23 protein-coding genes are annotated in these 23,400 nt (G+C 73.0%); 13 read left to right on the top strand and 10 right to left on the bottom strand.

Going from position 1 to position 23,400, the window contains the following annotated elements:
• Window positions 1-40: 40 nt before the first annotated feature.
• Window positions 41-877: a polysaccharide deacetylase family protein gene (locus tag CHF15_RS12845; protein ID WP_245938800.1), complete on the top strand. Its 837-nt coding sequence runs from the start codon at window positions 41-43 to the stop codon at window positions 875-877.
• A gap of 99 nt (window positions 878-976) precedes the next feature.
• Window positions 977-1,330 (top strand): hypothetical protein, encoded by a 354-nt coding sequence (locus CHF15_RS12840; RefSeq protein WP_089223862.1) that lies wholly within the window; start codon window positions 977-979, stop codon window positions 1,328-1,330.
• Between the two features lie 15 nt (window positions 1,331-1,345).
• On the opposite strand, the gene CHF15_RS12835 is transcribed toward CHF15_RS12840, so the two are convergent.
• A complete protein-coding gene (locus tag CHF15_RS12835) occupies window positions 1,346-3,484 on the bottom strand; it encodes a SpoIIE family protein phosphatase (protein ID WP_089223861.1) in 2,139 nt (712 codons plus the stop codon).
• Between the two features lie 216 nt (window positions 3,485-3,700).
• Here CHF15_RS12835 and CHF15_RS12830 point away from each other — a divergent pair, with 216 nt between their 5' ends.
• The gene (locus CHF15_RS12830) at window positions 3,701-4,771 is read left to right on the top strand and encodes a TDT family transporter (protein ID WP_089223860.1); all 1,071 of its coding nucleotides are present in this window, start codon (window positions 3,701-3,703) and stop codon (window positions 4,769-4,771) included.
• On the opposite strand, the gene CHF15_RS12825 is transcribed toward CHF15_RS12830, so the two are convergent.
• Both CHF15_RS12825 and CHF15_RS12820 read right to left on the bottom strand, forming a co-directional pair.
• A complete protein-coding gene (locus tag CHF15_RS12825) occupies window positions 4,768-5,625 on the bottom strand; it encodes an alpha/beta fold hydrolase (RefSeq protein ID WP_089223859.1) in 858 nt (285 codons plus the stop codon). The two genes, CHF15_RS12830 and CHF15_RS12825, sit on opposite strands and share 4 nt — an antisense overlap.
• A 121-nt stretch (window positions 5,626-5,746) precedes the next feature.
• Complete coding sequence (locus CHF15_RS12820) at window positions 5,747-7,120, bottom strand: FAD-dependent oxidoreductase (RefSeq protein ID WP_089223858.1); 1,374 nt, start codon at window positions 7,118-7,120, stop codon at window positions 5,747-5,749.
• 71 nt (window positions 7,121-7,191) lie between these two features.
• On the opposite strand from CHF15_RS12820, the gene CHF15_RS12815 reads away from it, so the two are divergent.
• Window positions 7,192-8,169, top strand: coding sequence for an AraC family transcriptional regulator (locus tag CHF15_RS12815; protein WP_179279763.1), 978 nt, complete (start codon window positions 7,192-7,194; stop codon window positions 8,167-8,169).
• A gap of 4 nt (window positions 8,170-8,173) precedes the next feature.
• Here the strand turns inward: CHF15_RS12815 and CHF15_RS12810 are convergent, their stop codons facing one another.
• The gene (locus tag CHF15_RS12810; RefSeq protein WP_245938799.1) at window positions 8,174-8,497 is read right to left on the bottom strand and encodes a hypothetical protein; all 324 of its coding nucleotides are present in this window, start codon (window positions 8,495-8,497) and stop codon (window positions 8,174-8,176) included.
• Window positions 8,498-8,630: 133 nt separating this feature from the next.
• Between CHF15_RS12810 and CHF15_RS12805 the strand changes: the two genes are divergently transcribed.
• The 3 genes from CHF15_RS12805 to tpg are packed head-to-tail and all read left to right on the top strand — an operon-like array spanning window position 8,631 to window position 11,636.
• The gene (locus CHF15_RS12805) at window positions 8,631-8,987 is read left to right on the top strand and encodes a hypothetical protein (RefSeq protein WP_089223856.1); all 357 of its coding nucleotides are present in this window, start codon (window positions 8,631-8,633) and stop codon (window positions 8,985-8,987) included.
• A 24-nt stretch (window positions 8,988-9,011) separates the two neighbouring features.
• The gene (tap, locus tag CHF15_RS12800; protein WP_089223855.1) at window positions 9,012-11,072 is read left to right on the top strand and encodes a telomere-associated protein Tap; all 2,061 of its coding nucleotides are present in this window, start codon (window positions 9,012-9,014) and stop codon (window positions 11,070-11,072) included.
• Window positions 11,073-11,087: 15 nt separating this feature from the next.
• Window positions 11,088-11,636 carry a telomere-protecting terminal protein Tpg gene (gene tpg / locus CHF15_RS12795; protein ID WP_375817349.1) on the top strand — a complete coding sequence of 183 codons (549 nt, stop codon included), beginning with the start codon at window positions 11,088-11,090 and terminating at the stop codon, window positions 11,634-11,636.
• On the opposite strand, the gene CHF15_RS12790 is transcribed toward tpg, so the two are convergent.
• Together CHF15_RS12790 and CHF15_RS12785 are read right to left on the bottom strand one after the other, a co-directional pair.
• Window positions 11,615-12,172 carry a P-loop NTPase family protein gene (locus CHF15_RS12790; RefSeq protein ID WP_089223853.1) on the bottom strand — a complete coding sequence of 186 codons (558 nt, stop codon included), beginning with the start codon at window positions 12,170-12,172 and terminating at the stop codon, window positions 11,615-11,617. The genes tpg and CHF15_RS12790 overlap by 22 nt on opposite strands.
• A 106-nt stretch (window positions 12,173-12,278) precedes the next feature.
• Complete coding sequence (locus CHF15_RS12785) at window positions 12,279-13,745, bottom strand: hypothetical protein (protein ID WP_089223852.1); 1,467 nt, start codon at window positions 13,743-13,745, stop codon at window positions 12,279-12,281.
• A gap of 95 nt (window positions 13,746-13,840) precedes the next feature.
• On the opposite strand from CHF15_RS12785, the gene CHF15_RS12780 reads away from it, so the two are divergent.
• Window positions 13,841-14,476, top strand: coding sequence for an SMI1/KNR4 family protein (locus CHF15_RS12780; protein ID WP_245938798.1), 636 nt, complete (start codon window positions 13,841-13,843; stop codon window positions 14,474-14,476).
• A gap of 25 nt (window positions 14,477-14,501) precedes the next feature.
• Here CHF15_RS12780 and CHF15_RS12775 read toward each other — a convergent pair whose 3' ends face one another.
• Both CHF15_RS12775 and CHF15_RS12770 read right to left on the bottom strand, forming a co-directional pair.
• The gene (locus tag CHF15_RS12775) at window positions 14,502-15,071 is read right to left on the bottom strand and encodes a GNAT family N-acetyltransferase (RefSeq protein WP_089223851.1); all 570 of its coding nucleotides are present in this window, start codon (window positions 15,069-15,071) and stop codon (window positions 14,502-14,504) included.
• 153 nt (window positions 15,072-15,224) lie between these two features.
• On the bottom strand, window positions 15,225-16,328 hold the full coding sequence (locus CHF15_RS12770; RefSeq protein WP_089223850.1) for an NADH:flavin oxidoreductase/NADH oxidase: 1,104 nt from the start codon (window positions 16,326-16,328) through the stop codon (window positions 15,225-15,227).
• Window positions 16,329-16,675: 347 nt separating this feature from the next.
• Between CHF15_RS12770 and CHF15_RS12765 the strand changes: the two genes are divergently transcribed.
• Together CHF15_RS12765 and CHF15_RS12760 are read left to right on the top strand one after the other, a co-directional pair.
• A complete protein-coding gene (locus CHF15_RS12765) occupies window positions 16,676-17,686 on the top strand; it encodes an aldo/keto reductase (protein ID WP_089223849.1) in 1,011 nt (336 codons plus the stop codon).
• 49 nt (window positions 17,687-17,735) lie between these two features.
• Window positions 17,736-18,155, top strand: a complete 420-nt coding sequence (locus tag CHF15_RS12760; RefSeq protein WP_089223848.1) for an SRPBCC family protein — start codon at window positions 17,736-17,738, stop codon at window positions 18,153-18,155.
• 72 nt (window positions 18,156-18,227) lie between these two features.
• On the opposite strand, the gene CHF15_RS12755 is transcribed toward CHF15_RS12760, so the two are convergent.
• On the bottom strand, window positions 18,228-20,570 hold the full coding sequence (locus tag CHF15_RS12755; protein ID WP_089223847.1) for an FdhF/YdeP family oxidoreductase: 2,343 nt from the start codon (window positions 20,568-20,570) through the stop codon (window positions 18,228-18,230).
• A 146-nt stretch (window positions 20,571-20,716) separates the two neighbouring features.
• Between CHF15_RS12755 and CHF15_RS12750 the strand changes: the two genes are divergently transcribed.
• Window positions 20,717-21,055 (top strand): putative quinol monooxygenase, encoded by a 339-nt coding sequence (locus CHF15_RS12750; RefSeq protein ID WP_089223846.1) that lies wholly within the window; start codon window positions 20,717-20,719, stop codon window positions 21,053-21,055.
• A gap of 13 nt (window positions 21,056-21,068) precedes the next feature.
• On the opposite strand, the gene CHF15_RS12745 is transcribed toward CHF15_RS12750, so the two are convergent.
• A complete protein-coding gene (locus CHF15_RS12745) occupies window positions 21,069-21,863 on the bottom strand; it encodes an SDR family NAD(P)-dependent oxidoreductase (RefSeq protein WP_089223845.1) in 795 nt (264 codons plus the stop codon).
• A 192-nt stretch (window positions 21,864-22,055) separates the two neighbouring features.
• Here CHF15_RS12745 and CHF15_RS12740 point away from each other — a divergent pair, with 192 nt between their 5' ends.
• Window positions 22,056-22,448 (top strand): hypothetical protein, encoded by a 393-nt coding sequence (locus CHF15_RS12740; protein WP_089223844.1) that lies wholly within the window; start codon window positions 22,056-22,058, stop codon window positions 22,446-22,448.
• A 39-nt stretch (window positions 22,449-22,487) separates the two neighbouring features.
• Complete coding sequence (locus CHF15_RS12735; RefSeq protein WP_089223843.1) at window positions 22,488-23,351, top strand: alpha/beta fold hydrolase; 864 nt, start codon at window positions 22,488-22,490, stop codon at window positions 23,349-23,351.
• Window positions 23,352-23,400: the final 49 nt, after the last annotated feature.

Here is a 23,400-nt window from a genome sequence, read left to right as displayed (position 1 = left end):
ATATGAATAGCATGTATACCCCATGTGTATAGTCGCGGGCATGCGATTCAACCGGCCTCGACGCCCCCTGCCCGCCCGACGTGACGCCGCGCCCGTCAGGACGGTCCGCAGATGGGCGGCGCTCCCCGTGGCAGCGCTGGCGATCGCGCTCGCCCTCACCGGGTGCACCCGCGTCGAGACCACCTCCCCCGGCACCGTGCGGCAGGAGGCCGGCAAGACCGGCAAGGGCGCCTTCGGCAGCGTCGACTGCCGGGAGGCCAAGTGCATCGCGCTCACCTTCGACGCGGGACCGAGCAAGAACACCGCGCAGCTGCTCGACGTCCTCAAGGACAAGCAGGTGCCCGCCACCTTCTTCCTGCTCGGCAAGAACCACGTCGAGCGCTACCCGGACATGGTCAAGCGCATGGTGGCCGAGGGGCACGAGGTGGCCAGCCACACCTGGTCGCACAAGATCCTCACGGACATCGACCCCGAGGAGATACGTGAGGAGCTGAGCCGCCCCGACGACGCGATAGAGCGGATCACGGGCCGCCGTCCCACCCTCATGCGCCCGCCGCAGGGACGTACCAACGACACCGTCCAGGGGATCGCACGCGAGATGGGTCTCTCCGAGGTGCTGTGGAGCGTCACGGCGAAGGACTACGAGACCAACGACCCCGACGTGATCACCAAGCGCGTCCTGGACCAGGCCGGCCGCGACGGCATCATCCTGCTCCACGACGTCGTCCCCGGCCCGGACGCCAAGGGCTACCGGGGCACCCTGCCGGCCGTGCCCGGGATCATCGACGCGCTCAAGCAGCGGGGCTTCACCTTCGTGACCGTTCCGCAGCTGCTCGCGCCGGGCACCCCGCAGCCCGGGGCCGTCTACCGCCCCTGACCGAATCCGAGGGGTACGCGGCAGGATGGACGTGGCCGCGACGCCGCCGCCTGCGCCACCGTGGATGCCGGGAGCCGGACCGCGTGGCGGGAGTGAGAGATGAGCAACACCCACCCTTCCAGGGCCACCGACCTCCCGGCGGCCGACCCGGCGCGGGCCGGCGGACGGGGTGCTCGCCCCGACGGCACCCCGTCCGGCGGTCACGAGGCCGGAGCGGTCTGGCTGGTCGGACTGCGTCATCGCGCCGGTTCGGGGGTGCTCGTCCACCACTACTACGTGGTGGCCGGGACGATCGCCGGCGTCGACGCGCTGCACCGCGCCCGCTGGTGGGCGGCACAGCCCGCGGAGTGCCTGCTGCGCGGCGACGCGGCGGTCGACGGCACCTGGGCCGAGGTGCGCCGGCTCATACGGGACACCCTCGGCCGGTTCCGCCTCGCCGCACGGACGGGCTGACCGCGGTGCCGACCCTCACCCGCCGGGCGCCTGCCCCGGGCCCACCAGCAGCAGGGCGATGTCGTCCCGGCCGCCCGAGGTCCGCTGCGCCTCCCGCAGGAGTTCGTCGGCCAGATCGTCCAGCGACCCGACGGGTGCGGCGGCGAGCCGTCCGGCGAGTTCCCGGAGCGCCGTCTCCAGATCGGTGCCCGGGCGTTCGATCAGGCCGTCGGTGAACAGGGTGAGCACGCTGCCCGGCGGCATGGGCACCTCCGCCGCCCGGTAGTCCGCGGCGACGTCCACCCCGAGCAGCAGCCCGGGCGGGACGTCGAGGATCTCGGTGCGGCCCGACGGGTGGCGCAGCAGCGCGGGCAGGTGGCCAGCGCTCGCCAGCAGCGCGCGGTGCCCGGGCACGTCGAGCTGGGCGTACAGGCAACTGGTGAACAGGTCCGTGTCGAAGTCGCTGAACAGGCGGTTGATCCGGGTGAGCACATCGTCCGGGGCCGCGCCGGTGCTCGCGTGGGTGTGCACCGCCGTGCGGATCTGGCCCATCAGCGCCGCCGCGCTGACGCTGTGCCCCTGGACGTCGCCGATGACCGCGGCGGCGGCCCCGGAGCCGTCCAGACGGATCAGGTCGTAGAAGTCGCCGCCGATGTCCATGCCGCTGGCGGCCGGGAGGTAGCGGGCGGCGACCCGCAGTCCCGCCACGTGCGGCAGGGAGTGCGGCAGCAGCGCGGTCTGCAGGGTGCGCGCGACCTGGCTCTTGGTGTCGTAGAGCCGGGCTCGTTCCAGCGCCTGGGCGATCATGCCGGCCAGCGAGGTCAGGGCGGCGCGTTCGTCGGGCGGGAAGGCGCGGGGGAGGGCGAAGGCCAGGACGCAGCAGCCGATCGTACGGCCCGAGGCGTTCAGCGGGAGGAACGCCCAGGCGCCCATCCGCGTGTAGGGGGTGACGAGGGGGAAGGCCTGCCGTATCGCGTCGACGTCGCTGAAGAACATCGGCGTACCCGTGGCGACGGTGCGCGAGCCCGCCGTGTCGACCGTCAGCGACAGGCCCCGGAAGAAGTCCTTGTGGTCCCGCGGGAAGCCGCGGGAGGCGACGTCCTGGAACCGCCCCTCGTCCGTGATCAGCAGTGACAGGCCGTCGGCCCCGAGGACGGGCATGATCTGCTCGGTGACGGACGCCGCCACGTCCCGGACGCCGACCGCCTCGGTGAGGGACGAGGCGATGTACAGCAGGTGGTACAGCGCGCCGGCGCGGGTCGGCGCGGTCCCGGAGGGTGTGGTGGGCGGAAGCCGGTTGCCCGCCGGGGCCGGGGCGGTCCGCAGACGGATGCTGATCCCGGTGGTGTCGGGGTAGAGCCGGAAGGACAGCCAGTCGTCCGGGGGACGCAGCGCGGTGAAGTCCGTGGGGAGCCGGCTGAACAGGGCGGCCAGGTAAGGGTCTTCGTAGGCCGGGTCGATCAGCCAGGGCAGGGACTCCCAGAGACGGGTGTGCATCAGTTGCCGCTTGTCGCGGCCGAGCAGCTCGGCGGCCCTGCTGTTGAGGAAGGTCACCCGCCCCTCCAGATCCAGCGCGAGCACCCCCTCGTTCAGGCGCTCCGTCAGCTCCGCCGCCGCCTGGGCCTCGGCGGGCGGCACGGGCGGCGGAGGGTCCGGCGCGAGCACCCGCGGCACGGCGCCCGGCCGCAGCGGCCGCCCCCGGGCGGCGGCCCGCGTCAGCAGCCCGCTCATCCGGTCCGCGGCGCGGGTGACGGCGGCCCGTTCGTCCGGGGCGAGCCGGTCGGGACGGGTGTCGGGCCACAGCAGTTGCAGCACGCCCGACACCGTGGTGCCGGTGCGGAGCGGGACGACGTACATCGCCACCCGGTAGGGCAGGGCGAAGGCCGTGCGCGGGAACCGGCGGGCGAGTTCGTCGTGGCCGTGCACCCACACCGGATGCCCTTCGCGGGCCACGACGGAGACGGGGGCCGGGGTCGCGAGCGCCAGCCGGGACCACGGCCGCACCGCACCCGCGGACAGCCCCGTCACCACCGCCAGCCGCAGCGCCTGGGCGTGCGGCACGAGCAGGAAGACCCCGGCGGCGTGGGATCCCGTGATTCCCGCCACCTCCGCCAGAACGCGGTCGAGTGCGGCCTCCTCCTGCGGCGCGGCGCCTGGCGCCGCGCTTTCGCCCATCACCCACCGGCCCCGCGCGGTGCCCAACGGGCCGGTCGCCGCCGGGGAACGCCGTTTCGGCGCGGCCGTGGCGCTCCCATATGTGGACGATAGACCCCGCCGACAGGTGCGGGCATCTCGGCCGGGCCCGGATCCGGGCCGCGGCCGGTGGAGCGACGTCGATGTGCAGACGTCTGGTTTAAAGTTGAAACCACCCGAACCCGAGGAGAACCCCGTATGCAGTCGGCCGCACTGGACGCACCCGTGATCGTCATGCCCGTGGACGCGCCCCCGGAGAGCCCCGCGGACGCGTCGTCGCGGCCCGCGCATGCCGCGGCCGGGAACGGCGGGGGCGCACGGCGTGCGACGCGCATCGGGCTGATGTCGGTCTCCCTCGGCACGGCGGGCCTGGGCGGGCTCTGGCAGTCGGCGGCGGCGACGGTGGACGCGCCCCTCGGCGTCAGCGACGTCCTCTTCGTGGTCAGCGCACTGGCGTGGGTGGTGCTGCTGGCGCAGTACCTGCGGCACGGCGGGGCGCGCTGGCGCAATGTGCTGGACGACCTCCACCACCCGGGTCAGGGCTTCGCCCTCGCCTACGTCCCGATCATCGGCATGCTGACCACCGGCCACTTCGCCCGCTTCGGTGTCGACGGCGCCCGCTGGGCGTACGCGCTGTTCGCGCTCGCCTCGGCCGTCATCGCCGCCCGGCTGCTCGCCCACTGGGTGAGCGGCGGCCTCGGCGCCGCCCCGCTCCACCCCGGCTACCTGCTGCCGGTGGTCTCCGGACCCTTCATCGCCAGCACCACCGCTTCCGCGGTCCGGCTCCCCGACGCGGCCGCGGCCGCCTTCGCGGTCGGCGTCCTGTACTGGCTCGCCTTCGGCACCGTCGTCCTGGGCCGCCTCGTCGCCGGCGGCCTGCCCGGACCCGCCCGCCCCACACTGACCGTCCTGACGATCCCGCCCGCCGTGGGCGGCCTCGCCTGGACCGCAGCGCACGGCGGCCGGGTCGACTCCGTGGGCCAGGGCTTCGCCGGGCTCGTGCTCTTCACCGTTCTGATCGTGCTGTTCCTCGTGCCGCACGTACGCCAGGACGGGTTCCACGTCGGCTACTGGGTCTTCTCCTTCCCCGCGGCGGCCACGGGCAACTTCCTCGTCCGCTGGCTGCACGGCGCCGATGTCCCGGGCCGGCAGAGCCTGACCTGGCTGGTGGTCGCCCTGGTCAGCGGCGCGTTCCTCGTCCTGTACGCGGCGACCCTCCGGTACGCCGTCCGCGCCGCGGGCCGGCACCGGGCGGTCGCGGACGCCTAGGTGAAAGGCACCTCGCTGTCGAGGAAGCGGGCGACGTGGGCGCAGAAGAGCCGCGGGTACTGGAAGAGCGCCCCGTGGCCCGAGTCCGGGTAGACGACGAGCTGCGCGTGCGGGATGTGCTGCGCGAGGATCCACGAGTTGACCGTCGGCACCATGATGTCGTTCCGGCCGTTCACGACGAGCGTGGGCCGGGTGATGCGCCGCAGCTCGGTGAACCGCTCGCCCCGCGCGGTGTTCCAGTCGGCCCGCAGCGCCTGCTGTGCCCGGACGCTCTCCGGTCCCGACTCGGCGTCGGCGTCGACGGTCCGTTCGTGACGACGCGCCCAGAACTCCCGTCCGGCCCGTCGGCCCCCGGGGGAGTCGTCGAAGAAGAGGTACAGGTAGTCCTCCTCGGTCAGGACCTCGTGGGCGGCCACCTCCGCGACCCGTTCGCCGACGCCCGCCGTCTCGCCCGCCCGCGGCCTCGTCCCGACCAGGACCAGACGGCGCACCAGTTCGGGATGGGCCAGGACGAGTGCCTGGCTGACGTACCCGCCCACCGAGAAGCCCAGCAGGTCGACCTCGGGGATGCCGAGGGCCCGGAGGAAGGCCACCGCGTTCGCGGCGAAGCCCTCCGCCGACTCCGGCGTGCGGCCGCCCGAGTTCCCCACTCCGGCGTTGTCGAGCAGGATCACCGGCCGGTTCTCGGCGAGACCGTCCGTGACGAGCGGATCCCAGTGGTCCATGCCGGCGCGGAAGTGCGGCAGCATCAGCAGGGGCGTCCCGGTCTCCGCCCCGAAACGGCGGTAGGCGTAGCGGTCCCCGTTCACCTCGGTGTACCGGGTCGGTGCCGTGGTGTGCACGTACGAAGGCATGATGCCGTCCCGCGATCGGTGGGCCCCCCGCCGCCGGTGTGGGTAGCGCGTCCTGTGGACATTGTCCGGCAATACGCGGCTCGCCTCAAAAGACACCGGCGGCGGAAGGGCCCCGCCGGGATCACCGGACGGTGGCCAGCACCTCGTTGAAGGCCTCGGTCGAGCTCGGGTGCGTGTAGATGGCGTCGCGCAGCTCGGTCGCCGTGACCCCGTGGCGCATCGCCAACGCGACCGTGTTGACCAGCTCCTGGGAGTCCACGCTGAACAGGGCCGCACCGAGCACCCGGTCCGTCGCCGTGTCGAGGACGAACTTCATCAGCCCGCGTGTCTCGCCGACGATCTTCGCCCGGGGCATCGCGGCGATCTCGGCGACCGCCTTCTCGGCGACCCCGACCGCGTACCCCTGCTCGCGTGCCTGCCGCTCGGTGAGTCCGACGCGGGACAGCGGGGGCGTCGTGAAGACCGTGTACGGCACGGCCTCGCGGTCGCGGGTCGTGCGCGTGCCGGGGCCGGTCAGCTGGTCGCCCACGATCCGGCTGTCGTCGAGCGAGATGTAGGTGTACTGGGGCCCGCCGTTGACGTCCCCGACGGCGAAGACGTGCGGCTGGCTGGTGCGCAGGTACTCGTCCACGGCGACCGCACCCGTCTCCGTGGTCCGGATCTCCGCGGCCTCGAGGCCGAGTCCCGCGGTGGCGGGCCTGCGTCCCGTCGCGACCAGGACGGCGTCGGCGTGGGCCGTCAGGTCCCGACCGTCGACGCGGTAGTGCACGGCGGCGTGGTCCGCCGCGTCCGTGACACCGGTGACCGCTGCCCCGGTCACGAGGGTGACCCCCTCGTCGGCCAGGACGGCCGCCACGGCGCCCGCGACGTCCTCGTCCTCGCGCGGCAGCACTCGCGCCCCCGCCTCCAGGACGGTCACCTCGGTGCCGAACGCGCGGTACATCCCGGCGAACTCCAGGCCCAGGTAGCCCGCGCCGAGGATCACCATGCGGGCGGGACGCAGCGGGTCGCGCACCAGGTCGGTGCTGGTGCGCAGGTACGCGCTGGTGCGCAGCCCCGGTACGTCGGGCACGACCGGTTCCGCGCCGGTGTTGACGACGACGGTGTCGGCGGTGACGAGCAGCCGGTCGGTGCCGGCGCTCACCTCCACGGTCTTCGGGTCGACGAACCGGGCGCGGCCCGTGATGACGGTGACCGAGTCGACGGTGTCGAGCATCTCGAAGTTCTTCGCGCGGAGCGCCTCCGTCAGCCGGGTCGTGCTGTGCACGGCGTCACGGAACCCCGCCTCCGGCGGATCGTCCGGGCGGCGCTCGCCCGCGTGGTGGATCAGTGCCTTGGTCGGTACGCACCCCACGTTGATGCAGGTGCCGCCGTACATCGAGTCCGACTGCTCGACGATGGCGACGCGCCGGCCGAGACGGCCCATCCGCCCCGCCAGGGTCTTGCCGCCCTTGCCGAATCCGATCACGAGGAGATCGACATGCATGGTTTCCATGGCTCCCACCTTGCTGTCCGTGGTGCGAGATGCCAAGATCAGTCAGTACCGATTTCTATCGAGAAAGTCTCATGGACACCCTGAGTCGTGTGGTCCGCCTCGCCCGGCTGCGGGGCAGCGTCGACATCCGCTGCCTGATCGCCGGGAGCCACACCCTGGACAACCCCGCGGGCGGGACCGGCAGCTCGCCCTTCCATCTGCTGCTGGAAGGCGAGTGCACCCTCGAACTGCCCGGCCGGAGCATCGACCTGCGGGCGGGCGACATGGTGCTCCTGCCGCGCGGCACCGCACACCGCGTCCACACGCACGGGCCCGGCCCCGCCGCGTCGGTCGAGCACCGCGACGTCGGCCCGTACGCCCTCGTGAGCGGGACCGCGCCGGACGGCGACGTGGTGCCGGTCGACCTGTTCTGCGGCCACTACACGTGGGAGCCGGGCGCGGGTCAGGTGCTGATGGGCATGCTGCCCGAGGTGCTGCACGTCCCGCTCGGCGCCGGTGCGGGCAGCCCCCTCGCGCTGCTCAGCGCCTTCATGCGCGACGAGGCCCGCACCGCGGGACCGGGCACGGAGGCCGTCCTCGACTCCCTCTGCGACGTGCTGCTGACGCTGGCCCTGCGCGGGGTGTCCGGCGTGAGCCGGGTGGCGTGGCTCTCCTCCACCCGCGGCGTCGTGCGGACCGTCACCGACGCCGTCCTGCGCGACCCCGCCCACGACTGGGGCATCGAGAAGTTCGCCGCGCTCAACTCCATGTCGAGGGCCACCTTCATCCGGCACTTCGGCCGCGAGACCGGGATGAACGCCGGGGAGTTCCTGATGCGGCTGCGCATGCTCCTCGCCGCGGAACTCCTCACACAGACCGAGCAGCCGGTCGCCTCCGTCGCCGCCGCCGTGGGCTACGCCTCGGAATCCGCCTTCGGGCGTGCCTTCCGCCTCGCGGCGGGCGACACCCCCGCCCGGCTCCGCCGAGCCGCCCGTCAGGGCGTACCCGGCGAGGAGGTCTCCATCCTGCGCCTGCGCGCGGCGAACCGTGGGGACACGCCGCGGCCATGACCGCTCAGCGGCGCCGCCGCAGACGGCGGACCCACCTGCGCGGCCCCCGCGCGGAGCGAGCGGCGGGACGGGCCGGGAGGGCCGCCCGGGCCGGGCGCCACGGGTCGTCCGGCGACTCCAGGGGCAGCTTGCGCCCGGCCTGGGTGCGGATCTCCTGGTGCGCCTCGTAGGAGGTGACGCGGAACGCCTCCTCGTAGGAGGCCAGTGCGGCGGCGACCGCGTGCCCGGCGACACCCCGGCGCCGGATCACCCGCGCCAGCCAGGCGAACGCGCCCATGATCACGGCCAGTACGGCCGCCAGGATCAGACAGCCCAGCAGGTCATCCACGCACCACACCCTACGTCGGCCCCCCTCGCGGGCGCGTCGGTGTCAACGGCTCGCTTTATCGGCCGATAAAGTCCGTCGAAGCGGGCTTGGAACATGCCCGGGGCCGGGACGAGCCGCGGAGGGAGGGCCGGAGATGCTGGCGGTGGACGTACGGCAGGCGCTGCGCGCCGGGCGCACCGTCGAGGAGAGCGCGGCCCGGGCCTGGCGCTTCTCGGCCCGGACGGTCGACCAGCACGGGGACTTCCTCCTGGCGTTCGTCGACGGAGGGGTCTGCGTCGGCGCGTTCGAGATCCGCGGCAGCCGCTCCGACGACGGCAGCGGCGGGAAGTACCTGTTCGACCTGGCACCCGCACGGCGCTTCCGCTGGGCACTGGGCCGCAGGCTTCCGCTGCCCCCGGGGCGCAACCCGGCCCGTATCCTCACGGGGCAGCACCTGCGCGAGTTCCTCGACGCGGAACCCCGCCGCGCCTTTGGCACCGGCCAGGACTGAAGCAGCGAAGGAGCCAACCGCCGCATGGCCAGCACGTCCGATCCCGTCGACGCCCTCCTGAAGTCGGGGCCGCGGCGGACCCGTCTGCCCGAGCCCGCCGAACGCGCCCGGCTGCGCACCGAGTACGGCCTGACCCAGGTGGAGGTCGCCGAGGCGCTCGACGTGACCCGGACGACCGTGGCCGGCTGGGAGGCCGGCCGCAGCGAGCCGCAGGGTGCCACCCGCGCCGCGTACGCCAAGCTGCTGGACGGCATCGCGGCCCAACTCGACGCCGCGCCCGAACCCGCCCCCGTTCCGGCGCCCGCCCCCGCCCCGGCTGCGGCCCCGGCCATCATGCCCGCGCCCGAACCCGTGGCCGCGCCCGCGAGGCCGGCGCCCGCCCCCGTCCGGAAGGAGACGGCGCCCGCGCCCGCCACGGAGGATCCGCGTTTCACCAACGGCCCGCTCGCCGTGCTGGACGGCGACGGCACCGCCTACTGCGCCGGCGGCCTGGTGCTGTCGTGCCCGGCGACCGACGTGCCGTCGCTCGTCGCCTGGACGCTCGCCGAGGCGAGGCTCGGCGCACCAAGGTTGCACCGCAACGGCAAGGACGCCGACCCGCTGATCGTCCTGACCGCTCCGGCCGCCGAACGCCTCGGCCTGCCCGTCGTCCTGGAGGACCGCCGGGCCCTGCGCCTGCCCGCGGACCACAAGGCCGTCCGGCAGATCGCCCGCGCCAAGTGGCAGCTCACCCGCCGCGGCTTCGGCCCCTGGGCCCGCGTCTACCGCCCGGCGCAGGACGGCAGGCGCCAGTGCGTGCAGCTCGCCGTCCTGCCCTGGGGCGCGCTCGACACCCGTTCCTGGGGCGGCGCGGAACAACTGCCGCCCCCCGAACTGGCACAGCTGCTCGCGGACTACGCGCGCCGGGTCCTCACCCCGCGCGGCTCGACCGCGGTGAGCGGCCTCGAACTCATGACGGCCCTGCGCCCACCGACCCGCGCGGTCAAGGACCACGCGACCGGTGCGTGGGTCTCCGGGCCGAACCCCGGCGCCCTCACGCAGCCCGTGGACCCGGCCCCCCCCGAGGCACCCGACGAACACCCCGTCGTGGCCTCGCGGTTCGCGCGCGGCCACCGCCGTACCCCGGAGGAGGTCCTCGACGAGGAGGCCTTCGAGTGGATCCGGGACCCGCAACTGCTCACCGACGACGAGTGCGCCCGCACCTTCGCGGTCGGGATCGACGTCAACATGGCGTTCGCCGCCGCCGCGAACCGGCTGAACGTCGGCCTGGGCGCCGCCGTCCACGTCCGCGCCCCGGAGTTCGACAAGGCGCTGCCCGGCTCCTGGCTCGTCGACCTCTCGCACATCGACGTCGACCCGCGTCTGCCGAACCCGTTCACCCCGGACGGCGCCCGGCCCGAGGGCCCCGCCTGGTACGCCACCCCCACTGTGGCCTACGCCGCCGAACTCGGGCACGAGGTGCGCCCGGTCGAGGCGTACGTCCGTCCCGAGCACGGCGCGTACCTCGACGCCTGGTACGGCCGGCTGCGGGACGCCTACATGGCCACCATGGCCGAACTCGGCGTCGTCCCCGGCATGCCGGAGGCCGAATTCCTCACCGCGATGGAACACCACAAGGAGGCCGACCCGTCGCGCGCGGCACTCCTCACGGCCGTCAAGGCCACCGTCAAGGGCGGCATCGGCAAGCTCCGCGAGCGCCCCCAGGGTGCCGGTTACCGTCCGGGGGAGCGCTGGCCCGCCCTCGACCGACCCACGTGGCGCCCCGACATCCGCGCCGCCGTCATCGCCACCGCGCGGGTCAACATGCACCGCAAGATGGGCAGGTTCGCCGCCGCGGGCCTCTTCCCGGTGGCCGTGCTGTCCGACTGCGCGGTGTACCTGTCCGACGGTCCGGGCCCGCTGGACTTCCTGCCGCGTACACCGGAGGGCAAACCGCTGCCGGGCGGATTCCGGCTCGGCGTCTCGCCGGGGATGGTCAAGCACGAGGGCACCCAGTCCCTCATGTGGGCCGTGGAGTTGCTCGAGGACGGACACAACCCCGCCCGCCATATCAAGGGCGGCGACGCCGCACTCGACGGAGAGTAGGAGAGCCCGGTGGGCATGCTCGGCGACGGCCTCGACAAGGCCACGGAGAAGACCTTCACGCGGCCCGTGCCCAGGTCGGCGCAGGCCCAGATGCGGTTCCTGGTCAAGCAGGAGAAGGGCACCAGGGCGGTCGCCGCACTGCTCGGTGTCTCGCAGCGCACCGTCGAGCGCTACCTGGCCGGCCGGCTCAAGCGCCCCCGCAAGGACCTCGCCGCCCGCCTCGAGAACGAGGTCCGCAGGCGGTGGCAGCCCCGCGTCCGCGAGCGCGCCAGGCAGCGCGCGGCCACCACCGGCGGCATCGTCATCGAGACCCGCGCCCGCTTCGGCTTCACGGCCGCCCCGGGCTCCACCGACGACGCCCGCCTCCGCCTGGTCACCCAGGCGCTGCCCCCCGACTACGCCGCCCGCCTCTTCGCCGCCCAGTCCGCGGGCGCCGGCGAGGACCGACTGCGCGCCATCGCGGCGGAGGGCCTCCAGGAGATCTACTTCCAGGACCGCGGCCGCCGCGCCCAGGGACTGCGGGTCGACTTCACCGACATCGACTACGTCGAGTTCGAGTTCTGAGCCCGGCCGGCGTGCCGGTCCTTCACGGACTCGGCGATCCGCAGGGCCGCCTCGGCGGGCGTGAGCTGCGTGGTGTCGACGACCTCGGCCTCGTCGTGCAGCCAGGTACGGGCCGCCTCGGCGTAGGGCTCCAGGTACTCGAGGCGGAATGTGGAGGGCCCGAGAACCGTGTCCCCCTCGATGCGCCCCCGAAGGGTTTCCTGGTCGGCGTGGAGGACGAAGTGCCGCACGGGAATGGCGTGTTCAGCCAGACCCGTGCTGATCTCGCGCCAGTACTGCTCGACCAGGACCGTCATGGGCATCACAAGGGTGCCACCGGTGTAGTCGAGCACCCGGCGGGCGGTCTCGACGACGAGCGGCCGCCACGGCGGCCAGTGCTGGAAGTTGCCCGTCTCGGGCAGCCCCGGCGTGATGTCCATGAGCGTCTCGCCGACCTTCTCGGCGTCGAACACCCGTGAATCCGGGATCAGCCGCTGTACGAACGCACTGGTCGTCGTCTTGCCCGCGCCGTGGGTGCCGTTGAGCCATACGATCATGGACCTCGACGGTAGCGTCGTTCGGGCTGCGGGAACAACCACGGCAGCGTGCTCCCGCCGGCGGACGGTCCGTCGCGGCCGGCCGAAGCGCTCAAATACCGGGCGATCAGCGCACCAGACGCGCCATCTCCGCCGGTGGCAGGGACGGGTTGGCGGCCGCCGCGTCCGCGACCTCCCAGTCGTCGTCCGTGAGCAGTCCGGCGATCACCGCGGGCGGCAGCGCCGGATGCCCCGCGGCCACGCGCCGTGCCCGTTCGTCGTCCAGGCAGGCGACCAGCGCCACGGCCGTCGCGTGCGGGTGCCGGGCGATCTCGCGCAGTGCCTTCCGGGCCGGGGGCCGCTGTCGCGCCAGCCGCTCCAGCAGGGCAGCGGTCGCGTCGGGGTTCGCCGCCACGCGTGCGGCGACGCGAAGGCCGTGCCGGTCGACCATCGACGCCAACCGCGCTTCGGTCAGGCCGGGATGGGAGGCGACGGCGGCCACCACCTTCGCGTCCGGGTCGCGGGTCAACGCGTCGCGGATGTCGTCCGGCAGATCGGTGCGCCGGGCCGGGAGCATCCGTACGGCGGGGTCCGGCGAGGCGGCGAGCTCCGCGGTCTCGGCGGGGGAGGCCGCGGCGATGCGCGGAAGCAGCGCCGGGCCGGTCCGCACGGTGGCGGCGAGCCTGCGCAGGACGTCCAGCGGCACCGCGGGGTGGTGCGCCAGCCGTTGCCGGACGACATCGTCGTCGTCCGTGGCCAGTACGCGGATGAGTGCCTCGCCGATCGCCGGGTTGTCCGCGAGGCGCGCCCTGATCCGGGCGTCGGTGTCGGCGGCGAGCCGCGTGTACACCTGCGGCGGCAGGTCGGTCCGGGCCGCCAGTTCCCGGCGCAGCAGCCAGGAGGGGTGGCCGGCGAAGGCCGCGGCGGCGGTCGCGGGCGTGGCCGGGTTGCACAGTGCGGCGTACCGCATCGCGTGGACGGTGGACTCGTGCGCACCCTCGCAGTGGTCCCAGGGCGGGTCCGGCTCACCCTCGCACACCCGGCAGGACCGGGCCGGCGGCAGCGCGTCACCGTCGAGGAGTGCCGCCAGCACGTGGGGTGGGGCCGCCTCGTTGACCGCGACCGCGCGACGCACCTCGGCGTGCGGATGCTCCGCCAGGCGGGCGAGGAGCGCGGACGTCGTCCGGAGCGCGAGTTCCGCGACCACCTCGGTCTCCGGGTCGGCCGCGAGGGCACGTGCGACGTCCTCCGGGAGATCGGGGCAGGCGGCCAGCTGCTCCCGCTGCTCGGCGGACCCCGAGCCGGCCAGCGTGCGCGCCCACTCCGGCGGTCCCGCGCGCTGGTCGAGCAGGGCGAGGGCGACGAGCGGCCGGGCCGAGGGATCGACGTCGGCCGCGGTGAGACGCCCCCCGTAGGCCAGCCGCAGCGCGGCACTTTCATCGCGGGCGGCCAGGGCGACCACCTGCGCACGGGTGAGGTCAGGCCGTTCGGCGAGCGCTTCGGCGAGTTCGCCGTCCGACGTCGCGATCAGCCGGTCGACCAACTCGCGCGGCAGCGAGGGATTGCCGGCCAGGCCGGGCAGGATGTCGCTCACGGGCCACCATGGTGCCGGAACCACCGCCGGTCGGCGCGGCGATTTCGTACGGGTGCGCGCCCCCGGCGGCCGGGAGCCCGCTCGGCCTGGATAGCGTGGCGCCCACCGTTCCACCGATCGTCGCGGACCAGTCCATGTCCTCGCTGGACCAGTTGCGGGCCCTGCTGGGCGAACCCGCCCCCAGGCAACCGGGCGCCGACGACTGGGCGGAGGTGGAGCGGTACGCGGGCTCGGCCCTGCCCGGCGACTTCAAGGCGTTCCTCGATGCCTACGGCACCGGGGTGATTTCCGGCGAGCTCGTCGTCTTCCACCCGCGGGGCTCGGCGCCGTTGCCCGACCGTATGGCCAGGACGCACCAGGAGTTCGCACAACGCCGCGACAGGGCGGCGGAGTCGGGCGTGCCGGAGCACTACCCGTACGCCTTCCACCCCGCACCCGGCGGACTGATCTCCTGGGGCTACGACCACAGCGGCGACGAGCACTTCTTCCTGCCCTGTGACGCCGATCCCGACCGCTGGAAGGTCGTCACCATGGTGCACGAGGTGGGGTGCCAGACCTTCGACGGCTCGTTCTCCGCCTTCGTGCTCTCGTTCGTGGAACGTCTGGCGTCGCTGGACCGCCTCCACGGACTCGGCCCGCAGGACCTGGAGTTCCTGGAGCCGGAGGACCTCGCGGAACTCGTCGCCGACGGTGAGATCGGCCCGACCCCGCCGGGCTTCGAGCCCTGCTGACGGGCGTCGCCCCCCTGCCGGGGCGTCACGCCGTCATCGAGAACCGCCGGCACACGTGCACCCGGCTGAACTCCGCACGCAGGCGGGCCTCGTCCTCCAGCTTCGCGTGCAGGAAGGCGCCCATGAGCCGCAGGCCGGGGCGGGGGGTGAGGATCGCGCGGTCCGGTTCACCGGGGGCGGTGCAGCGGTGCGCGTAGACGTGCAGGTAGTGGTCGCTCTCCGCGAAGCCCATGGCGCGGTACCAGGCCAGGGTGCCCGGGTCGTCACGGGTCCAGGCGTCGAGGGTCGCCGCGCCCCGCTCGCGGACCTCGGCGCGGGTGCGCTGCAGGAGGGCGCGGCCGAGACCGCGCTGCTGGTGGTCGGGGTGGACGGCGACGGTGTCGATGGTCGCCCGTGCGGTGTCGACGGCGGTGTCCATGATGGCGACGACCGTCCCCGCCCCGTCGACGGCGACGAGTTCCAGACCGGGGGCCGGGATCGGCGGTTTGGCGCGGTCGACGTCGTCGTAGTAGGCGGTGCCCAGGAACGAGAGCACCCTGCAGCGCAGCCAGGAGGCCTCGTCGGCCGGGGTGTACTCACGCAGCGTGTAGCTCACGTCGCAGAACCTCGCGTGCCGTCGGCGGATGACGGACCCGATCGTCCCGGCGCCGGACGCCGCCGCGCAAGGTGATTTCGCCGCTCGACGCGCCGTCCCCGCCGCACGACGGTGCGACGGGGACGGGAACGAGCCGGGGGCGGGTTACTTCCGTCAGGCGCGGTGGTACTGAACCGGGGTGTTGACCTTCCCGCCCAGCGCGGATGCCGCGTGGCGCGCCCAGTACGGGTCGCGCAGCAGTTCGCGGCCGAGGAGGACCGCGTCGGCCCTGCCGGAGCCGACGATGGCCTGCGCCTGGTCGGGCTCGGTGATGAGGCCGACGGCGGCGACCGGCATACCGGTCTCGGTGCGGACTCGCTCGGCGAACGGCACCTGGTAGTCGGGAGCGGCGGCGATCTTGGCGTTCGGGGCGTTTCCGCCGGTGGAGACGTCCATCAGGTCCACGTCCCGGGCCTGCAGCTCCTTGGCGAGGCGGACGGTGTCGTCGGCGGTCCAGCCCTCCCGGTCGTCGTCGGCGTTCTCGCTCAGCCAGTCGGTCGCGGAGATGCGGAAGAAGACCGGCAGGTCCTGCGGCCAGACCGCGCGGACGGCCTCGACGATCTCCAGCGCGAAACGGGTGCGGCCCTCGAAGTCCCCGCCGTAGCCGTCGGTGCGGTGGTTGCTGTGCGGGGAAAGGAACTGGTTGATGAGGTATCCGTGGGCCCCGTGGATCTCGGCGACCTGGAACCCTGCGTCCAGGGCGCGCCGGGCGGCGTCGGCGAATTCCGCCACGATCCGGCCGATCTGCTCGGTGCCGAGCTCCTCGGGCGTGGTGGAGCCGGTGTCGAAGGGGACGGCGCTGGGGCCGGCGGGCGTCCAGCCGTGCTGTTCGCCGGGGCCGATGGGGGCGCCCCGGTCGACCCAGGTCCGCTCCGTGGAGGCCTTGCGCCCGGCGTGGGCGAGCTGGATGCCGGGGACGGTCCCCTGGGACTTCAGGAACGCGGTGATCCGCCGGAAGGCCTCGACCTGGGTGTCGTTCCAGATGCCGAGGTCGTACGGGCTGATCCGGCCGTCAGGGCTGACCGCGGTGGCCTCGGTGATGATGAGGCCGGTGCCGCCGGCCGCCCGCGCCGCGAGGTGCGTGAAGTGCCAGTCGTTCGGCACGCCCGCCTGCTCGCCGTCCGGCGCCGCGCTGTACTGGCACATGGCGGCCATCCAGATCCGGTTCGGAACGGTCAGGGACCGGAGGGTGAGGGGCTCGAACAGGGTGGTGGTCACGAAGCTGTCTCCTCTGGGGGCGGTCGGGGCCGGGCCGCGTGGCGACGAGTCGGTACATCGTTCATGCGCCTGCGCCCTACAGGCTCAATCAATAATTGCACACGCGGATTAATTCCCGCATGCCGGTCAATCGTCGACATCCAGATGGCGCAGGTATCGCGCGCTTGCATTAGTCGGCGCCTGCAAGTAATCTCGGTTCCGCAAGGCGCCGGGCGTGGTCCACACCCCGTCCGACGCACCTGCGGCGGACGTCGGACCACGGCGCGCGCCGGAGGCGATCCCCCTCGCGAAACGGCCCCGCGGAGAAGCGCCCCGCACCCCACGCACGGTCGTCGAAAGGCACCATCATGTCGCTCAAGGAACTCATCCCCGGCCGCCTCGGCTTCGGTACCGCCCCTCTCGGCAACATGTTCCGCGCCATCCCCGAGGAGGAGGTGAGCGCCACCCTGGAGGCCGCCTGGGACCAGGGCATCCGCTTCTACGACACCGCCCCCTTCTACGGCGCGGGCCTCGCGGAGCTCCGGCTCGGCGAGCTGCTCTCGCAGAAGCCCCGCGACTCGTTCGTGCTGGCCAGCAAGGTCGGCCGCGTCATCCTGGACGAGTCCGAGCCGGGCGCCCGCGACCTCGGCGAGAAGGGCGGGCTGTTTGAGCACGGCCGTCCGAACGCGATGCTCCACGAGTGGACCGCCGACGCCACGGAGCGGTCCATCGAGGGCAGCCTGAAGCGCCTCGGCGTCGACCGCCTGGACATCGTCTGGGTGCACGACATCGCCCAGGACTTCCACGGCGACCTGTGGCTGAACAAGTTCGAGGAGGCCCGCACCGGCGCCTTCCGCGTGCTGTCCCGGCTCCGAGACGAGGGCGTCATCAAGGCCTGGGGCCTCGGCGTGAACCGGGTCGAGCCCATCGAGCTGACGCTGGACCTGGACGAGCCGCAGCCCGACGGCTTCCTTCTCGCGGGCCGCTACACCCTGCTGGACCACGCGCGCCCGCTGGAGCGGCTGCTGCCCAAGGCGCAGGAGCAGGGCGTCGGCATGGTCGTCGGCGGTCCCTACAGCTCCGGGGTCCTCGCCGGCGGCACCCACTTCGAGTACCAGGACGCGCCCCCGGAGGTCGTCGAGCGCGTACGGCGCATCAAGGAGCTCACGACCCGCCACGGTGTGAGCGTCAAGGCCGCGGCCCTGCAGTTCTCCCTCGCGCACCCGGTGGCCGTCGCGGCCGTCCCCGGCGCCACCAAGCCGAGCCGGATCGCCGAGGACATCGCGGCGCTCCACGAGGACGTCCCGGCCGGCTTCTGGACCGATCTGCGCGCCTCCGGGCTCGTCAGCCCGGCCGCGCCGCTCCCGAACGGCGCCTGAGCCGCACCCGCACCCGCCCCCGTCCCCCCGCAAGCCAAGGAGGAAGACCATGGCGTCCACCTCGGTCAGCCGTGTCGTACCCGCATCGCCCGAACGCGTCTGGAACCTGATCGGCGGCTTCCACGCGCTGCCCGACTGGCTCCCGTTCATCCCCGAGAGCAGCCCCCTGGAGGGCGGGCGGGCGCGCAGGCTCCGCACGCCCGAGGGCGATGTGATCGTCGAGCGCATGGTGGCCTTCAGCGAAGCCGAGCGCCACTACGCGTACGCCATCCTGGAAGCGCCCTTCCCCGTGACCGGGTACGTCGCCGACCTGCGGGTCCACGCCGTGCCCGGGCAGCCGGAGGTCGCCGAGGTCGTGTGGAGCGGCCGCTTCGTCCCGGACGGGGCCGGTGAGGCGGAGGTGGTCGAGCTGTTCGACGGCATCTACCGCGACGGCCTCGAAGCGCTCCACGGCACGCTCACCGGCTGAACCCGCGACGACGCTCCCCCGCCACGACCGGTGGTGGGGGAGCGTCGCCGCGTCGTGCCGCCGTGAGGCGCCTCAGCGGGTGGGGCCGATGGCGACCTTCACGTTCTTCATCAGCGGCTGGTCGCTCTGGCTGCTGTAGTCGTTCGCGGCGATGAGCACGTTCATCTCCGGCATGTAGCCGGCCGCGCAGCCGCGGGGCATGTCGTACGGCAGCGCGCGGTAGCCGGTGAGGGCCCGCCTGCTGCCGTCCTTCGCCGTCGCCGTGATGTCGACGAGGGTGCCCGGCCCGATGTCCCGGGCGCGCATGTCGGCCGGGTTCATCAGGACGAGGGTGCGCAGGTTCTTCACGCCGCGGTAGCGGTCGTCGTCGGAGTAGATCGTGGTGTTCCACTGGTCGTGGGAGCGCATGGTCTGCAGCACGAGCATCCCGTCGGGGGGCACCACGTCCGGCAGCGGCGCGCTGGAGAACTCGGCACGCCCGGAGGGGGTGAAGAAGACCAGTTCACGAGCGGGCTGCCGGATCCGGAAGCCCAGCGGGAGCCGGACACGGCGGTTGAAGTCCTCGAACCCGTCGAGGACCTGGGCCATGGTGTCGCGGATCCGGTCGTAGTCCTCGACGTAGTGCTCCCACGGCGTCGAACTGCCGGGCAGCGCGGCGCGGGCCATGCCCGCGATGATGGCCGGCTCGGAGAGCAGGTGCGGCGACGCGGGCCGCTTCATGCCGACGGACAGGTGGACCATGCTCATGGAGTCCTCGACGGACGTGGCCTGCAGACCGCGCCGCTGCTCGTCCTTCTCGGTGCGGCCCAGACACGGCAGGATCAGGGCCTGTTCGCCGTGGACGAGGTGGCTGCGGTTGAGCTTGGTGCTCACCTGCACGGTCAGGGCGCACTTGGCGAGTCCCCGGGCGGTGTAGGGGGTGTCGGGCGCCGCGAGCGCGAAGTTGCCGCCCATCCCGACGAACACCTTGACCTTGCCCTCGTGCATGGCGGCGATGGTGCCCACCGTGTCCATCCCGTGCTCCCGCGGCGGGTCGATGCCGCAGACCGCGCCGAGCCGGTCCAGGAAGGCCCCGGCCGGCCGGTGGTCGATGCCGCACGTGCGGTTGCCCTGGACGTTGCTGTGACCGCGTACGGGGGAGGGGCCGGCGCCCTCGCGCCCCAGATTGCCGCGGAGCAGCAGGACGTTGACGATCTCGCGGACGGTGTCCACGCCGTGCTCGTGCTGGCTGACACCGAGGCACCAGCTGATCAGGGTACGGTCGGAGCGCGAGTAGACGGCCGCGGCCCTGAGGATGTCGGAGCGGGTCAGCCCGGACTGGCGCTCCAGTTCCTCCCAGGGCGTGGCCTCGCACAGGGCGCGGTACTCCGCGAACCCGTGGGTGTACCGCTCGATGAACTCCCGGTCCAGCGCCTTGGGGTCACCGGCCGACTGCTCCAGCACGGCCTTGGCGATGCCCCGCATGAGCGCCATGTCGCCGCCGGAGCGCACCTGCAGATTGAGCGTGCCGGTCCGGGTCGACTTGAACAGGGCCATGTCCGTGATCTCGTGCGGCACGATCGTCCGGGTGGCCGCGGCCTCGATCAGCGGGTTGACGTGCACGATCTGGGCGCCGCGACGGTAGGCGTCGGCGAGGGCGGTCAGCATCCGCGGTGCGTTCGAGGCCGCGTTGACGCCCATGATGAACAGGGCCTCGGCGGACTCCCAGTCCTTGAGGTCGGCGGTGCCCTTGCCGGTGCCGAGGGCCGCCTGCAGCGCCCGGCCCGATGCCTCGTGGCACATGTTGGAGCAGTCCGGCAGGTTGTTCGTGCCGAACTCCCGGGCCATCAGCTGGTAGAGGAAGGTGGCCTCGTTGCCGAGCCTGCCGGAGGTGTAGAAGGAGGCCTCGTGGGGGCTGTCCAGGGCACGCAGTTCACGGCCGACGAGATCGAAGGCGGCCTGCCAGGAGATGGGCACGTAGTGGTCCGTGCCGGGGTCGTACACCATGGGCTCGGTGAGCCGGCCCTGGTCCTCGAGTGCGAAGTCGGTCCAGGTCGACAGCTCGGTGACGGTGTGGGCGGCGAAGAACTCCCGCGTCACGCGCTTGGGCGTCATCTCCCAGGTCACGTGCTTGATGCCGTTCTCGCAGATGTCGAGCTTGAGTCCCTTGGTGTCGTCGGGCCATGCGCATCCGGGACAGTCGAAGCCGCCGTTCTCGTGGTTCATCTTGAAGATCGCCCGGGGTCCGTCGACCAGCGCGCGTTCCTTCAGCAGCACCCGGGTGACGCTCTTGGCGGCGCCCCATCCGGCGGCCGGGTGGTGGTAGCCGTGCTGGGACGGCTGCTTGTCGTCGGCTGGACCCTCGCCGCCGGTCGGCGGTACCTCGGGCCGGCCGTCGCCGGGTGCCGTCGGCTCGTTCACGCCCTGGACGCTCATTCCGACCACCTTCGGAGCAAATGTGGCATTTAGAGATGATCATTATCCTATGGGGGTAGAGGGGCGCTGTCCTCCCCGGGCGGGCACCAGGACGGTGGGCAGGCCGCCGGCCCCGCGGCGCCCCGGACGGTGAGGTGAGGGAAGCCATGGACGACAACCCCGAGAACGGCTGGGCGCTGGCCGGCGCGCGACCCGGCCAGATCATCGTGATCGCCCGCTGGACCCCCGCACCCGGCAGCCACGAGGAGGTCCGTGCCGCGCTCGCCGAGCTCGTGGGGGCCTCCCGGGCGGAGCCGGGATGCCTGGGTTACCAGGCCTTCCATCCCGACGGGCCCGGCCGGGGCGACATCGTGCTGGTCGAGCGCTACACCGACCGGGACGCCCTTGACGCGCACCGCGGCAGCGTCCACTTCCGGAGCCTCGCGCTGGAGCGGATCGTCCCGCTGCTGCTGGACCGCCAGGCGGTCGTGACGACGGTCTCCTGAGCGCCGCGGAGCCTCAGGGGAGGATGGCGTCGACGTAACCGCCGTCGACCCGCAGGGCGCCGCCGGTGGTGGCCGAGGCCAGGTCGGAGCTCAGGTAGACCACCATGTTGGCGATCTCCTCCGGCTCGATCAGGCGTTGCAGCAGGGACTGCGGGCGGTGCTCGCGCATGAAGACCCGCTGCGCCTCGTCCCATGGGAGGCCGGGGTCCACCAGTTGGTGGACGAAGTCCTCGACGCCCGCCGTGCGGGTGGGGCCGGCGATCACCGAGTTGACGGTGACCCCGCTGCCCGCGGCCCGCTTGGCGAAACCGCGGCCGAGGGCGAGCAGCGCGGTCTTGGACATGCCGTAATGGATCATCTCGGCCGGCGTCACGACCGCCGAGTCGCTGGCGATGTACAGGACGCGGCCCCAGTCCCGCTCGAGCATCCGGGGCAGGTAGACGCGTGTGAGGCGGGCCGCGGCGAGCACGTTGACCTCGAAGTAGCGGCGCCACTCGTCGTCGTCGATGTCGAGGGCGTCCCTGGCGCCGTAGACGCCGAGGTTGTTGACGAGCACGTCCACGTCCGGCACCTGCTCGTACACGTGTACGGCGCCCTCCGGTGAGGCGACGTCGGCGCCGACGGCGAGGAAGTCGCCCTGCGGGACCTCGCCGCGCAGTCGTGCGACGGCCTCGTCCGCCCTCCCCGGATCGCGGCCGTTGACCGCGACCCGGGCGCCGGCCCCCGCGAGGCCCGCGGCGATCGCCGCCCCGATGCCCTGCGTCGACCCCGTCACCAAGGCGGTCCGTCCGGTGAGATCGATGCGCATGTACCGCTCCTTCGGCTGTCCCGGTCTCCGGTGGACGGTCGCGGCGCGGCCGTCCACCTCCCAGCCTTCCCGGGCGGGGCCGCGGTGCTCGCCGGACGCGCCGTGCGGGGGACGTACCGGCGTGCCCGCGCCCGGCGCGCACCTGACGGTGTATTAGCTGTGAGCGAAGATCGGCGTCAGCGAGGAGTGGACATGACGACGGCAACGACGCAGGGGCCCGCGGAGGAGTTCCGCAGGCTCAGTGACGGCGACGCGGAGCTGAGGGCGCACGGGGCGTACTTCAGCTGCACCTACCTGCTGGACATGGAACGGCACGCCTTCCTGGTACGCATGCACCGCGGCAGGGTGGAGGACCTCGTCGTCGACCCCGAACCGCTCACGGCCTACGACTTCGCCATCAGGGCCGGTGCCGAGACCTGGCGGGAGTTCTGCACGCCGGTGCCGAAGCCGATGTACCACGGCATCTGGGCGGCGAGCTTCCAGCGGGACATGCGGCTGGAGGGAGACCTGCTGGTGCTCATGCAGAACCTGCGCTGCCTCACCCGTCAGCTGGAACTGCTCCGCCTCACCGGCCCGCTGGGCTGAACCGCCGCTCCGCCCACGTACCGCCGAAAGGACCCCTTCATGGGCACCGCCTCCCGCATCTCCCCGGTGACCGGCCACTACGTCACGATCGACGTGGAGGACGTCCAGTACAAGGTCTTCTACCTGGAGAACGGCCAGGGGCAGCCGCTGGTGTGCCAGCACACGGCGGGCTGCCACAACCACCAGTGGCGCGGCCTCCTGGAGGACGAGGAGATCACCGCGAACCACCGCGTCATCGCCTACGACCTCGCGCGCCACGGGAAGTCGGACCCGCCGCTGAACAAGGAGTGGTGGAAGGAGGAGTACAAGCTCACCGCCGACCACTACGTCGCCTTCATCACCGCGTTCTGCGACGCGCTCGGCCTGGAGGACCCGATCTTCATGGGCTCCTCCTTCGGCGGGAACGTGGCCCTGCAGCTGGCGCTGCGGCACCCGGACCGCTTCAAGGCGGTGATCCCCGTGGAGGGGGCGGACTACTCCCCGGGCTTCTACCTCGACTGGTGGCAGCATCCGCACGCCAACGCGGCGCAGGTCTGCGCCAGTGGGGTGTGGGACCTGATGGCCCCGCAGTCGCCCGACGCGGACCGCTGGGCGACCTGGTTCTACTACAGCCAGGGCTCGGAGGCGTTCAAGGGCGACCTGTACTTCTACTCCGTCGACCACGACCTGCGCGGCAGGCTGGGGGAGATCGACGGGGAGCGCTGCCCGGTCGTCATGCTCACCGGCGAGTACGACTACCTGACCACCCCCGCGGACGGAGCCCGTACCGCCGAGCAGATCCGTGGGGCCGAGTTCATCGAGATGAAGGAGATCGGGCACTTCCCGATGAGCGAGAACTACCCGCGTTTCGCCGGGTACCTCAAGCAGGCGCTGCGGCGCATCGAGGAGCGCACCGCTTCCTGACCCGTGTGCGCCATGTGTGCTTGAGGGCCGTCCGCCGGTTCGCGGGGGT

Source organism: Actinacidiphila glaucinigra (genome assembly GCF_900188405.1).
Classification (GTDB): domain Bacteria; phylum Actinomycetota; class Actinomycetes; order Streptomycetales; family Streptomycetaceae; genus Actinacidiphila; species Actinacidiphila glaucinigra.
The sequence above is the reverse complement of the archived record's forward strand: the minus strand, read 5'-3'. Positions and strand labels throughout refer to the sequence as shown.